At 76.1% G+C, this 13,422-nt stretch carries 8 protein-coding genes; 6 read left to right on the plus strand and 2 right to left on the minus strand.

Features of this window, described 5'->3' with window-relative positions:
• Nucleotides 1-171: 171 nt before the first annotated feature.
• From Q0789_RS15355 to Q0789_RS15370, 4 genes are all read left to right on the plus strand, one after another.
• Entirely contained in the window at nt 172-1,494 is a 1,323-nt protein-coding gene (locus Q0789_RS15355) for an ABC transporter substrate-binding protein (RefSeq protein ID WP_298806768.1), read from the plus strand.
• 129 nt (nt 1,495-1,623) lie between these two features.
• Nucleotides 1,624-2,649 (plus strand): carbohydrate ABC transporter permease, encoded by a 1,026-nt coding sequence (locus tag Q0789_RS15360; protein WP_298806770.1) that lies wholly within the window; start codon nt 1,624-1,626, stop codon nt 2,647-2,649.
• Entirely contained in the window at nt 2,646-3,545 is a 900-nt protein-coding gene (locus Q0789_RS15365) for a carbohydrate ABC transporter permease (RefSeq protein ID WP_298806771.1), read from the plus strand. Before Q0789_RS15360 ends, Q0789_RS15365 begins: the two co-directional genes overlap by 4 nt.
• Before the next feature lie 355 nt (nt 3,546-3,900).
• Complete coding sequence (locus Q0789_RS15370) at nt 3,901-6,327, plus strand: glycoside hydrolase family 9 protein (RefSeq protein WP_298806773.1); 2,427 nt, start codon at nt 3,901-3,903, stop codon at nt 6,325-6,327.
• Between the two features lie 58 nt (nt 6,328-6,385).
• Here the strand turns inward: Q0789_RS15370 and Q0789_RS15375 are convergent, their stop codons facing one another.
• Nucleotides 6,386-8,407, minus strand: coding sequence for a sensor domain-containing diguanylate cyclase (locus tag Q0789_RS15375; RefSeq protein ID WP_298806775.1), 2,022 nt, complete (start codon nt 8,405-8,407; stop codon nt 6,386-6,388).
• Between the two features lie 185 nt (nt 8,408-8,592).
• On the opposite strand from Q0789_RS15375, the gene Q0789_RS15380 reads away from it, so the two are divergent.
• On the plus strand, nt 8,593-9,267 hold the full coding sequence (locus tag Q0789_RS15380; RefSeq protein ID WP_298806778.1) for a malonic semialdehyde reductase: 675 nt from the start codon (nt 8,593-8,595) through the stop codon (nt 9,265-9,267).
• Here the strand turns inward: Q0789_RS15380 and Q0789_RS15385 are convergent.
• A complete protein-coding gene (locus tag Q0789_RS15385) occupies nt 9,213-10,973 on the minus strand; it encodes an LPXTG cell wall anchor domain-containing protein (RefSeq protein ID WP_298806779.1) in 1,761 nt (586 codons plus the stop codon). The genes Q0789_RS15380 and Q0789_RS15385 overlap by 55 nt on opposite strands.
• A 494-nt stretch (nt 10,974-11,467) precedes the next feature.
• Between Q0789_RS15385 and Q0789_RS15390 the strand changes: the two genes are divergently transcribed.
• Nucleotides 11,468-13,087 (plus strand): MFS transporter, encoded by a 1,620-nt coding sequence (locus tag Q0789_RS15390; RefSeq protein WP_298806781.1) that lies wholly within the window; start codon nt 11,468-11,470, stop codon nt 13,085-13,087.
• Nucleotides 13,088-13,422 lie beyond the last annotated feature (335 nt).

Genomic DNA, 13,422 nt, shown 5'->3' on the forward strand with positions numbered 1-13,422 from the left:
GTGGAAGCGCTTCCACGCCGCCTGGCCCGCAGCCCGCCCCCGGCGGCAGCGACCCGCAGAGAAGTGGGTCGGCGCTCCGCCGCACAGAGCCCGCTCGCCGGGCACCCGCACCCGCACCCGCTCGGTCAACGACGATCGACCTCCCGACGGGAGGTCCGTGAGGAGTACTCCGTGTTCTCTGCTCGAACCCGCTCCCGGAAGGCCGTGCTCGCCGTGGCGGCGCTCGGCGTCGCCTCGCTCGGCCTCAGCGCGTGCGGGGGCACCTCGTCCTCGGACAGCGAGCCCGTCGGCACGGCGGACCCGAACGAGGAGGTGACGATCGTCGTCGACTCCTTCGGCGGCATCTTCGCCAACTACGAAGAGGCGGGTCTCCTCGACCAGTACCGCGAGGAGCACCCGAACGTCACCATCGAGTTCTCCGAGGTCCAGCAGGAGCCCGACTACTGGACGGCGCTCGGCACCAAGCTCAACTCCGGGTCGGGGCTGGCCGACATCCAGCCGATCGAGATCAGCCGGGCGGCGCTCGTCACCAGCCAGCAGCAGGACACGTGGCTGGACGTCAACGACACGGAGTTCGCCGACCAGCTGGAGGAGGAGACCGAGGCCGCCGTCTCCAACATCACGACCGAGGACGGTGCCGTCCTCGGGTTCCCGACGGACGCCGGGCCGATGGCGATCTGCTACCGCACCGACAAGATGGAGGCCGCCGGGCTGCCGTCCGACTCGGAGGAGCTCGCGGCCCAGGTGACCGACTGGGACGCCTACGAGGCCCTCGGCCAGCAGTACGTGGACGCGACCGGTCAGGCGTGGACGGACACGGCCACCGGGTACTACCGCCTGCTGACCTCGGTCGAGCCCGTCCGCAACTACGACGAGGAGGGCAATCCCACCTGGGACTCGAACGACACCGTGAAGCCCTCGTTCGACCGGGCGGCGGCCGTGGCTGCGGCGGGTCTGACGGCCGGGCTGGAGCAGTTCTCCCCCGCGTGGAACACCGCCATGAGCACCGGTGACTTCGCGACGATCGCGTGCCCGGCCTGGATGCTCGGCTACATCAAGCAGCAGGCCGGTGAGGAGAACGCGGGCAACTGGTCGGCCATCCCGCTGCCGGAGGACCTGGGCGGCAACTGGGGCGGGTCCTACCTCGCCATCCCCCGGGACAGCGAGAACGCCGCGGCCGCCGCCGACCTGGCGGCCTTCCTCACGAGCGCCGAGGCCGAGGCCACGGAGTTCGAGGCCGGGCTCGCCTTCCCCTCGAACACCGTGGCGCAGGAGCAGATCCAGGACGTCACCGACGAGTACTTCAGCGGTGCGCCCATCGGCGAGATCTTCTCCACGTCGGCCCAGGCGGCTCCCGCCCAGCCGCTGGGGGTCGACGACGGAGCCATCGACGTCGCCCTCACCGAGGCGCTCGTGACGGTCGAGGCCAACGGCGTCTCGCCCGAGGAGGCCTGGCAGAACGCCTCGAGCACCATCGAGGACCAGGTCGGCTGACCTCTCGGCGGCGGGTGGCCCGGGTGCACCGGGCCACCCGCCGCCGGGCGGCGGTGCCCCGCTGCACCGCCGCCGCGTCTCGCGACGAGACGACCCAGCCCCGGCGACCGAGCCACGAAAGAGACCCCCATGGCGGCCCACGCACCGACGACCGAGGCGGCACCCGCGCCGCACCCGCGCACACCGGCGTCCCCCGGCTCGCGACGACCGCCCAGGTCCGGTCGGGCGTACCGGCGGGCCCCGTACGTCTACATCGCACCGTTCTTTCTGCTCTTCGGGGCCTTCGGGCTCTTCCCGCTCCTGTACACGGTCTACCTGAGCTTCCAGGAGTACCGCCTGGGCGGGTCGTCGCCGGAGTTCGCGGGGTTCGACAACTACGCCTGGCTCTTCGGCAGCGACGCCTTCTACAACTCGCTGTGGAAGACGCTGACCATCGGGATCATCTCGACGGTCCCGCAGCTGCTGTTCGCGCTGGGGCTCGCGCACCTGCTCAACTTCAACATGAAGGTGCGGGCCTTCTTCCGCATCTCGATGATCGTGCCCTACGCCACCTCGCTCGTCGCCGCGACGCTGGTCTTCGGCTCCATCTTCGCCAACACCGCCGGCGGCCTGATGAACGTGCTCTTCGGGCTCGTGGGCATCGACCCGGTCAGCTGGACCAACGGCAACTGGACCGCCCAGATCGCCATCGCGGTCATCGTCACGTGGCACTGGACCGGCTACAACGCCCTCATCTACCTGGCCGGCATGCAGTCCATCCCCCAGGACCTCTACGAGGCCGCCGCCATCGACGGCGCGGGGCGCTTCCGGCAGTTCCTGCACGTGACGATCCCGGGTCTGCGACCCACGATCCTGTTCACGATCGTCCTGTCCACGATCGGCGCGACCCAGCTGTTCACCGAGCCCTTCCTCTTCGGCAACGGCGCGGGCGGCGGCTCGCTCGGCCAGTACCAGGTGCTCACGCTGTTCATGTACGAGACGGGGTTCGAGGTCGGCCGCCTCGGCCGGGCCGCGGCCATCGCCTGCGTCACCCTCGTCATCGTCATCCTCCTGGTGCTGCTCAACGCCGGGCTCGCGCAGCTGCGCACCCGGGACAAGAGCCGGCCGCTGCTGCCGCGGCGGACGCCCACCCCGACCCGGAAGGCCACCCGATGAGCTCCGGCCCCGTCGACGACGTCCGCACGGCCACGCCCGCGCTGACGGAGGAGCCCGCCCAGCGGACGCGCCGGCGCCGGGACGAGCACACCGCCGGCCCCCTCACCTACGTCGTGCTGGGCCTGACGGCCCTCCTCTTCCTCTTCCCCTTCTACTACTCCCTCGTCGCCGGCTCGCACTCGCCGTCCGACCTCTACGACGGCACCCCGCCCCTGCTGCCCGGGCCGCAGCTGTTCGAGAACATGCGCCTGGCGCTGGAGCAGGCCGACCTCTTCGCCGCGCTGGGCCGCTCGCTCGTCGTCGCCCTGGCCGTCACCGCCACCACCATCTTCTTCTGCACGCTCGCCGGTTTCGCCTTCGCCAAGGCGCGGTTCCGGGGCCGCAACGCGCTGTTCGGCATCACGGTGGCGACGCTGACCATCCCGCCGACGCTGAGCATCATCCCGCTCTACGTGGTGATGACCCGGCTGGGGCTCGTCAACAACCTGCTCTCGGTGATCCTCCCCGGGGCGGTGACCGCCTTCGGCGTCTTCTTCATGCGCCAGTTCATCTCGCAGGCGCTCCCGGACGAGCTGATCGAGGCGGCCCGGGTGGACGGGGCCTCGATGAACCGCACGGTGTTCTCTATCGTGTTCCCGCTCGCCCGTCCCGGGATGGCCGTCCTCGGCATCCTCGCCTTCATGACGGCGTGGAACGACTTCCTGTGGCCGTTCATCGTGGTGCGGCAGAGCCCGACGATCCAGGTGGCCGTGGCCGGCATCGGTGCCGGCTACACGCCCGACATCTCCGTCATCCTCGCCGGCACGGTGATCGCCACCATCCCGCTGCTCGTCGTCACGGCGATCTTCGGCCGTCAGATCGTCGGCGGCATCACCGCCGGCGCCGTCAAGGGCTGACGCCCTCCCCCGCGCCCGCCCTCGGGGGCCGCGCGAGCCCCACTGCGGACGGCCCGGCGCCCAGCGCCGGGCCGTCCGTACGCGTCCGGCTCCGGTGCCGGTCCTGAGTCCCCGCTCGCGCGGGCCGCTCGCGATGGCCCCTCCTGCGGGCATCCGTGTCCCTTGACACCTCTGCCGCCTCTGCTCCACTGTGGACGTGTACGTGGAAGCGCTCCCATCGCAGCTCGACGTCGACCTGCGGTGGCGCCCGACGCACTCCGGCATGGCTGAAGGCCGCCTCGGACGCCGGTCGTCCACCCGCCGCTGCGCCGACGTCCGCCCCTGACGCCCCGCCCGTCGCTCCAGAGAGGTCCCGATGACGCGTCCCCTCCCGCCCGTGCGCTCCCCCGAGCCGCGCTCCCCCGAGCCCCGCCCCACCCCCGCCCGCCCGACCAGGGCGCGGTCGACCGCGGTCCTCGCCGTCACCGCGCTGGCGGCGACGGGGATCATGGCCGCCGCGGCCCCGGCGTCCGCCGACGACCCGGGCGCCGAGCAGGTCGTCAACGGCTCCTTCGACGACGGCCTGGTGGGCTGGAACGCCTACCCCTCGCCGTCGGTCGTCGACGGCCGCGGCTGCATCGACGTCCCCGCGGGCAGCGGGCCCTACAGCGCCGCGATCACCCAGCAGGTCCCGCTCGAGGCCGGGGAGACCTACCGGCTCGCGCTCGAGGCCCTCACGGAGCCGGCCACGGCGGCGAACGTCCGCGTCGTCGTCCAGGCGGGGGCGGACCTCAACTACACGCAGTTCCTGCCCGCGCAGAAGCTGGCCCTCACCCCCGAGCCGACCGAGTTCTCGGCCACCTTCACGCCGGAGCAGGACTACGCCACCGCGGAGCTGGCGATCCAGCAGGACATCGCCAACGCCGAGGCCTACCGCCTCTGCGTCGACGACGTCAGCCTCACCGGCGGCGCGGAGCCCGAGGCGTACGTCCCCGACAGCGGATCGCGCCTCAAGGTCAACCACCTGGGCTACCTGCCGCGCGGGCCGAAGGCCGCGACGCTCGTCACCGAGTCGACCGAGCCGGTGCGCTGGGAGCTGCGGCGCGCCGACGGTCGGCGGCTGTCGCGGGGCGAGAGCACCCCGCGCGGCGTCGACCCGACGGCGGGGACCAACGTCCACACCATCGACTTCAGCCGCGTCCCCGTCTCCGGCGAGGGCTTCACGCTCGTCGCCGACGGCGCCACGAGCCAGCCCTTCGCCATCGCCGCCGACCTCTACGAGCCGCTGCGCACCGACGCGAAGACCTTCTTCCACACCAACCGCAGCGGCATCGCCATCTCCGACGAGCTCGTGCCCGGGTACGGCCGCGACGCCGGCCACGTCGGCGTCGCGCCGAACCAGGGTGACGCCGCGGTGCCGTGCCTGCCGCTCGAGGACGACGCCCAGCAGCTCTACGTCGCCCAGGGCGAGGAGCCCTGGACCTGCGAGGGCACGCACGACGTCACCGGCGGCTGGTACGACGCGGGCGACCACGGCAAGTACGTCGTCAACGGCGGCATCGCCGTCGCGCAGCTCCTCCAGGAGCAGGAGCGCCGCGGCACCGCGCGCTCGGCGGACCGCGGGGTCCTCGGCGACGGCGCCCTCCGCATCCCGGAGGCGGGCAACGGCGTCCCCGACCTGCTCGACGAGGTCCGCTGGGAGCTCGAGTGGATGCTCCGCATGCAGGCGCCGGCCGGTGAGCAGTACGCCGGCATGGCCTACCACAAGGTCGCCGACGCGGACTGGACCGGCCTGCCGCTGCTGCCCGCGGACGACCCGCAGCCGCGCCACCTCTACCGCCCCTCCACCGCGGCGTCGCTCAACCTCGCGGCGGCGGCGGCCCAGGGCGCCCGCCTGTGGCGGCCCTACGACGCGGCCTTCGCCGATGAGCTGCTGGCCGCGGCCCGCACCGCGTACGCCGCGGCGCAGGCCGAGCCCGACCTCTACGCGCCCGCGCCGGACCCGGCCGTCGACCCGAACCCCGGCAGCGGGCCGTACGACGACGACGACGTCACCGACGAGTTCTACTGGGCCGCCGCCGAGCTCTACCTCACCACCGGCGAGGGCGCCTACGAGGCCGACGTCCTGGCCTCGCCGCACCACACCGGCGACGTCTTCTCCGACGGGGGCTTCTCCTGGGGCGACGTGGCGGCTCTCGGCCGGCTCGACCTCGCCACCGTGCCGAGCGACCTGCCCGACCGCGAGCGCGTCCGGGCCAGCGTGGTAGCCGCCGCTGACGGCTACGTCGAGGCCGCCGAGGGGCAGCCCTTCGGGCAGACGTACGCCCCCGAGGACGGCCAGTACGCGTGGGGCTCGAACAGCGCCGTCACGAACACCCTGCAGGTCGTCGGCACCGCCCACGACCTCACGGGCGACGCGCGCTACGCCGACGCGTTCCTCGGCGGCCTGGACTACCTCTTCGGCCGCAACGCCCTCGACCGCAGCTACGTCACCGGCTACGGCGAGCGGGACAGCCGCAACCAGCACAGCCGGTGGTACTCCGCCCAGCTGGACCCGTCGCTGCCCCACCCGCCGGCGGGCACCCTGTCGGGCGGGCCGAACTCCACGGCGGCGTCCTCCGGCGACCCGGTGGCCGCACCGGTCCTCGGCGGTTGCGCGGCGCAGCTGTGCTACCTCGACGACATCGGCTCGTGGTCGACGAACGAGATCACGATCAACTGGAACGCGCCGATGTCCTGGGTGGCCTCCTTCGCCGCCGACCTCGACCGAGGCGTCCAGGCCCACGGCCGGCACGGCCGCTAGGAGCCGCACCGGCTGACGACGCCCCCACCCCCTCCTCCGGGGTGGGGGCGTCGTCCGTTCACGTCCGGCGGACCGGCTGGGGCTCGGCCGGTCGGGGCCCGGCGGGCCGGCGGGGATGCGGCAGGTCGCCGCCCGCGCCGTCGAGGCGCACCCGACCCCGGCCCGCGCGCTTGGCCTCGTACATGGCGGCGTCGGCGCGCCGCAGCACCTCCTCGGCCGCGAGACCCGCGGCCGCGCAGGCGCCGACGCTCGCGCCGACCGCGTGGGTGCCGCCGTCGAGGACGACGGGCTCCTCGAGGGCGCGGACCACGCGGGCACCGACCGCCACGAGCGCCGCCGGCGACGCGACGTCGTGGCACAGGACGGCGAACTCGTCGCCGCCGAAGCGGGCGACCACGTCGTCGGGGCGCACCGCGGCGACCAGCCGCGTCGCGACGACGCGCAGCAGCTCGTCCCCGGCGGCGTGGCCCGCCGTGTCGTTGACGGCCTTGAAGCCGTCGAGGTCGACGAAGAGCACGCCGACGCGGCCACGCCCCCCGTGCTCCAGCGCGCGCCGCAGCCGCGCCGTGAGGACCTCGCGCCCGGGCAGGCCGGTGAGCTCGTCGTGGTCGGCGCGGTGGCGCAGGGCGGCCTCGAGGCGCCGCTGCGCCGTGACGTCCTCGACGCTGACGAGGAGGTAGGGGCGGCCGTGGCGCGGGGTGATGCGCGTCACGTCGAGGCGGCCCCGGCGCCCGCGGTCGGTGACGTGCTCGCAGGTGGCGCGCTCGGCGCCCGCGGCGACGGCGTCCAGGGCGCACGCGCCCGGCCCTTCGTGCGCGGCGGGGAGGCGGTCGAGGGGCGTGCCCGCCAGGGGCCCCGGAGGGACGCCGAGGAAGGCGCCGAAGGCCCTGTTGGCGGCGCGGAGCGTGTGGCCCGCCCCGCCGTCGCCGGGCGATCGGGTGGACGGCGAGGGGGCGGACGCCGACGGGTCGACGAGGGCCATCCCCGCGGGGGCGTCGTCGAAGCCCTTGCGGAGCAGCTCGGCGCGGTCGTCGGCGGCCGCCTGCGCCCGAGCGAGGCCGTCGAGCAGCTCGTCGCGCTGGCACCGGTAGAGGGCCAGCGCCATCGCGGCGCTCGCCGCCACGACGACGAAGCCCTGCGCGACGACGACGCGCAGCCCGGGCTCGAGCATGGCGAAGGGGCCGTGGCCGGCGAGCGTGCCGAGCACGACGACGACGCCCGCGACGACGGAGTGGACCGCGGCGTGCGCCGGTGAGCTGCGCAGCGCCAGCAGGAGCGAGAGGGGCAGCGTCGCGTAGGAGACGGGCACCTCGGCCAGGACGACGTAGACGAGGGCGTACACCGACCAGGCGCCGACCTGGAGGAGCACCAGCTCGGCGCGGCCGGCCCGCGGCTGCGGTGCGCCCGGACGACCACCGCCCCCGTCGTCGGCCGGGCCGGTCGCCCGTCGTGGGCCCCGGCGGCGCGCGCGCCGCCGGTCCCCGAGGGCCAGGACGGCGCCCGCGAGGACGACCGTGCTGGCCACGTTGCGCAGGACCCACTCGCCCGCCGTCCCGAGGAGGGGTGCGCCGTCGGCCACCGCCAGGTACACGGGCCCGACGAGGGCGCTGGCCGCCGAGCCGGCCAGCGCGCTGGCCACGAGGGCGGTGAGGTCGGCCGGCTCGTGGAGCGCCCGCCGGTCCGCGGGCGCCGGAGGGGCGCCGCCGTCCCGACCGCGGCGCAGCGCCTCGTGGACGACGGCGGCGACGAGGCCGTGGAGGGCGTGGGCGGCGCCGAAGGCGAGGGCCAGCGCCGGGGCGGCACCCAGGACGAGGTTCGTGCCGGTGGACACCGCGCCCACGAGGAGCGTGACGCCGCCGAGCACGGCCCCGCCGCGGCGACGGGCGGCCAGGCAGGCGAGGAAGGTGACGGCCGCCACCGGGCCCACGAGCGACAGCTCGGTGCCCTCGACCCGCGTGGACCGGCCGACGGCGACGGCGAGCGCCACGAGCGCGCACCACCCGACGAGCGCCGCGGCGTCCCGCCCACCTGGGCGGGACGCCGCGGCGACCGGTGCCGGGTCGGCGGGCGTCGACGTCACACCACCTCGATCGGCCGGTCCGGGCGAGACCTGGAGATCACGGGGCTCGCCGACCGACGGACGGGTGCGCGCGCCGGGAATGCCGTGGGCTCCCGAGGCGTCTGCACCTCCGGCGGCCTCCCGACCGCCGGCGTGGACGACGGGGCCCTCGCCCTCGACGACCACCCGACGACAGGTGAGGACCCATGAGCACCGACACCCAGCCCGGCCGCCCCACGACGGACCGGCCCGGCGTCCCGCGCCAGGGCGGGCGCCGTCCGCTCCTCCCCCTCGAGGACGCGGGCCGGGCGAGCCTCTTCACGCAGGCGCGCACCGCCAACCGCTTCACCGACGAGCCCGTCTCCGACGCCGAGCTCGCCGAGCTGTGGGAGCTGGCCCGCTGGGCGCCGACCTCGGCCAACACCCAGCCGCTGCGCGTGCTCTTCGTCCGCACCGAGGAGGGCCGCGCCCGCCTCGCCGCGCGCATGGCGGGCGGCAACCGCGAGCGCGTCGAGGGCGCGCCCGCCGTCGCCGTCCTGGCGGTCGACCGCCGCTTCCACACCCGCATCCCCGAGGTCATGCCCCCGATGGCGCAGCTCCAGGACGCGCTCGAGGCCGACCCCGCGATGCGGGAGGGCATGGGCGGCTTCTCCGCCGCCATGCAGGCCGGCTACGTCCTCCTCGCCGCCCGTGCGGTCGGGCTCGCGGCCGGGCCCATGGCCGGCTTCGACGCCGACGGCGTGGACGCCGACTTCTTCACCGGGCCGGACGAGGAGCACTGGCACGCCGTGCTCGTCGTCACGCTGGGCCACCCGGACGAGGGCTCCTACCGCCCGCGGATGCCGCGCCTGGCGGCCGAGGACGTCGTGCGCTGGGCCTGAGCGCCCTTCGCTCGCCGTCCTGACCAGGACCTCCACCGCGGCGACGACATCGAGGGCGCAGCCACGGACGGCCTCCGCGACGGCTGCAGCCTCGATGTCGTGACCGTCCGGGACGCGGTCCGCCGGCGCAGGCACCAGCCCGCGCCGAGCAGGAGCGCGCCCAGCGCGGCACCCGCCCCGGTCGGAGCCCCGGTGTGCGGCAGGGTCGCCACCGGCGACGCCGTACCGGCGCCCTCGCGGGGCGGGTCGGCGACCGGCGCCCCCGGGCCGACCCCGTCCCGGGCGCCGGAGCCGCTCGGGCGGTCCGGGCGGTCAGGACCCTCCGGGACGTCGGGGGTCGGCGGGCCGGGGTCCTCGACGTCCCGGCCGGCGACCTGCACCCGCCCCTCGGCGGGGTCGCTGACGAGCCCGGCGGCGTCGCTGACGGCGAAGGCGTGGACCAGCTCCCCGGACCAGCCGGGGGCCGGGTGCACGCGGACGGTCCCCGCGAGGGCGTCCAGCTCGACGCTGCCCTGCCCGGGCGGCACCGCGGCGAGCAGCGACCAGCGGAAGGGCCCTGTGCCGACCGGTGCCGGGAGCCGGACGACGACCGCGGTGCCGGCCGTCGTCGTGGCCGGTGGCGCGTCCGGCGTCGTCGGGCGGACGAGGAGGACGGCGGTCGCGGGGGCGCTCGTGCGGCCGCCGGCGTCCGCGACGGCGAACCGGGCCGTCGCGACCCCGCTCCAGCCCGGTGCCGGGTCGAGCACCAGCACGCCCGTCCCGGCGTCGAGCGACGTCGTGCCCAGCGCGGGGTCGGCGGGTTCGAGCAGGACGAAGGAGAAGGGGCCCGTGCCGGAGGGCGTCGGCGCCGGGCTGGTGACCGGCGCGCCCGTCGGGCCGCTCGCGACCAGGGGGCCGGCGCCCGCCGACGCGTCCGGCGCGACGTCGAGGACGAGCACGACGGGCTCGCTCTCGACCCCGTCGGCGTCCACGACGACGTAGCGCACGACGGCGGTGCCCGAGAAGGTCCGGGCGACCTCGACGACCGCTCGGTCGCCCTCGAGGGCCACGGCCACCTCCGGGTCCGCCGCGCCGCGAGGCGGTGGGTGAAGGGGCCGGTGCCCTCGCCCGCGGGTAGCGGCACGACGGCGCGGCGGCCGGAGACGGCCGCGGCCGCACCGCCCGGCGAGCGCGGCGCCACCTCGACGTCGACGGTGGCCGGGGCGCTCGTCAGGCCGTCGGCCGTGGCGACGTACGCGGCCGCGACCCGACCGCTCGCGCCCGCCACGGGGCGGGCGACGACCTGGTCGCCGTCGAGCTCGACCGCGGCCACAGCCACGGTCGCCGCCGCGGACGAGCGCGAGCGCCACCTCCTCGGCGCCGACGACCTCGGGCGTCGCCCGCAGCACCGGGGGCTCGGGCGAGGTGATCGTCCGGAACGCGACCGGGCGCGCCACCGGCAGCACGGCGACGTCGACGACGGACGGGCCGCCGACGACCGCCGCGCCGGCGACGTGCGGGGCCACGCGGACGTCGACGTCGACGGGCTCGCTCTCGACGCCGTCGGCGACCGCGTACCGCAGCCGCGCGGTGCCGCTGCTCCCGGTGCGCGCGGTGACGGCGAGGACGCCCGTCGACGGCGCGAGCTCGGCGGTCACGGGTCCGTCGGCACCCACGAGCAGGCGGTGGGTGAAGGGCCCCGAGCCGTTCGGCGGCGGGAGGGCCACCTCGACCGCTCCCTCGCCCGCCCGCGTCGAGGGAGAGGCGGACCTCGTCCCCGGCGGCGGACGGGCGCACCTCGACGACGACCTGCGCGGGGGCGCTCGCCGTCCCGCCCGCGTCGCGCACCCGGTAGGAGAGCTCGGAGCGGCCGCTGCCGCCCGCCGCGGTGCGCACCCGCAGCGCGCCCGTGCCGGGGTCGAGGTCCGCCTCCTCGACGAGCCCCGGGTCGACCGGCGAGACGAGCTCGTAGGTGAAGGGTCCGGTGCCGACCGGCGACGACGGCGGCGGCGCGACGACCTCCTCGCCGCTCGCCGCGGACACGTGTACCGGCGGCGCGAGCGGACGGACGACGAGGGAGACGGGCACCTCGGGGCTGCGCCGGCCGCCGCCCTCGAGCCCGGACGGCCGACGTCACCGGAATGCCGCAGCCCCGGGCGGCGCTCGCCCTGGCGACCCGGCACCGCGCCGGAGCGCCCCCGAGCCCGACGGAGCACCGCCCATGACCGCCGCCCCCCGCACGAGCGACGCCGACGACCCGGCCGTCCCCCCTCGGGGCACCGCGGGTCCCGGCGGGTCGGCGGCCGACGGGGCCGGGCGGGCCGAGGGGGCGCCGACGGGCGGGGCGGCGCGGCAGCGCCGCGACGTGCCGCACTGGATGGTCCTCGTCGTCGCCGCGACGGCGCAGTTCATGGTCATCCTCGACGTGAGCATCGTGAACGTCGCCCTGCCGTCGATGCGGACCGACCTCGACCTGTCGACCGCGGGGCTGCAGTGGGTCGTCAACGCCTACGCCCTGGCCTTCGCCGGGCTGCTGCTCCTCGGCGGCCGTGCGGGCGACCTGTTCGGCCGCAAGCGCGTCTTCCTCCTCGGGGTCGGCCTGTTCTCCCTCGCGAGCCTCGTGGGCGGCTTCGCCCAGACGGAGGCGTGGCTCGTGGCCGCGCGGGCGGCCCAGGGCGTCGGCGGCGCCGTCCTCGCCCCCGCGACCCTCAGCCTCCTCACGACGACGTACACCGAGCCCGGCGAGCGCGCCCGGGCCCTCGGCGTCTGGGGCGCCGTCGGCGGCGCGGGCGGCGCGATGGGCGGCCTCGTGGGCGGCGTCCTCACCGAGGCGCTGAGCTGGCGGTGGGTCCTCTTCGTCAACGTGCCGCTCGGCGTCCTCCTCGCCGCCGGGGCCGCGTGGGCGCTCGTCGGCTCGACGCCGGTCGTGCGGCGCCTGCGCGACCTCGACGTCCCGGGCAGCCTCACCGTCACCCTCGGCCTGACGTCCGTCGTGTACGGCGTCGTCAGCGCCGAGACGCGCTCGTGGACCTCGGCCGTCGTCCTCGTGCCGATCGCCGTGGGTCTCGCGCTGCTGGCGCTCTTCGTCGTCGTCGAGCGCCACGCGCCGCGGCCCCTCGTGCCGCTGGCCATCTTCCGGCGCCGGGCCCTGTCGGCCGCCAACGGCGTGGCCCTCACCGTCGGCATGGGCATGTTCTCCTTCTGGTTCTTCATGTCCCTGCAGCTGCAGCGCGTCTACGGCTTCGACGCCCTCGGCGCCGGCCTCGCCTTCCTGCCCGCGAGCCTCACGCTCATCGCGGGCTCGATGGCCTCGACCCGCATCGCGCGCCGCACGGGGCCGCGCCCGCTCCTCGTCGTCGGCCCGCTCGTGTCGGCCTCCGGGCTCCTGTGGCTCTCGACGTCGTCGCCCAGCGGCAGCTACCTGGGCGAGCTCCTCCTGCCGACCATGCTCTCCGGCCTCGGCATCGGCCTCACGATGGTGCAGCTCGCCGCGGCGGCGACGGCCGGGGTGCCGGGCGAGCAGGCGGGCCTCGCGTCGGGCCTCATCAACACCTCGCGGCAGATGGGCGGCGCCATCGGCCTCGCCGTCCTGTCCACCGTGGCCGCGGCGCGCACGGCCGCCGTGCTGGGCACGGGCGACGCCGACGCGGCGGCCTCCGCCGGCCCCGCGGGCGTCGAGGCCCTCGCCGCCGGCTACGACCGGGGTCTGCTCGTGGGGGCCGCGATCGTGGCGTGCGGCGCGCTCGTCGGCCTCCTCGTGCCGGCCGAGCGCCGCGCCCGCGCAGGCGACGCCGAGCGGGACGGCATCGGCGACGACGCCCGGGAGGCCGTCGCCGACTGAGCGACCCGCGGCGGGGAGACGCCACCTCGGACGCGAAGGTGACGCCCCCTTCACCCAGGAAGGCCCTCCGGACGCGAAGGTGACGCCTCCTTCACCTGGGGAGGCCCTCCAGAAGCGAAGGTGACGCCTCCTTCACCTGGGGAGGCCCTCCAGAAGCGAAGGTGACGCCTCCTCCACCTGGGGAGGCCCTGCAGAAGCGAAGGTGACGCCTCCTCCACCTGGGGAGGCCCTGCAGAAGCGAAGGTGACGCCCCCTTCGCGGGGGGGTGTCCCTATGAGGTTGGTCAAGCCGCGCGGGCGGGGCGGGGCTCGTAGAGGGTGGCGTTGCGGAGCATG

It is taken from the genome of uncultured Pseudokineococcus sp., from assembly GCF_947499845.1.
Lineage (GTDB): Bacteria > Actinomycetota > Actinomycetes > Actinomycetales > Quadrisphaeraceae > Pseudokineococcus.

What these genes read in the sequence shown, in the direction of transcription:
- Q0789_RS15360 (WP_298806770.1), top strand. Translation starts at nt 1,624, where the DNA reads ATGGCGGCCCACGCACCGACGACCGAGGCGGCACCCGCGCCGCACCCG.
- Q0789_RS15390 (WP_298806781.1), top strand. Translation starts at nt 11,468, where the DNA reads ATGACCGCCGCCCCCCGCACGAGCGACGCCGACGACCCGGCCGTCCCC.
- Q0789_RS15380 (WP_298806778.1), top strand. Translation starts at nt 8,593, where the DNA reads ATGAGCACCGACACCCAGCCCGGCCGCCCCACGACGGACCGGCCCGGC.
- Q0789_RS15365 (WP_298806771.1), top strand. Translation starts at nt 2,646, where the DNA reads ATGAGCTCCGGCCCCGTCGACGACGTCCGCACGGCCACGCCCGCGCTG.
- Q0789_RS15370 (WP_298806773.1), top strand. Translation starts at nt 3,901, where the DNA reads ATGACGCGTCCCCTCCCGCCCGTGCGCTCCCCCGAGCCGCGCTCCCCC.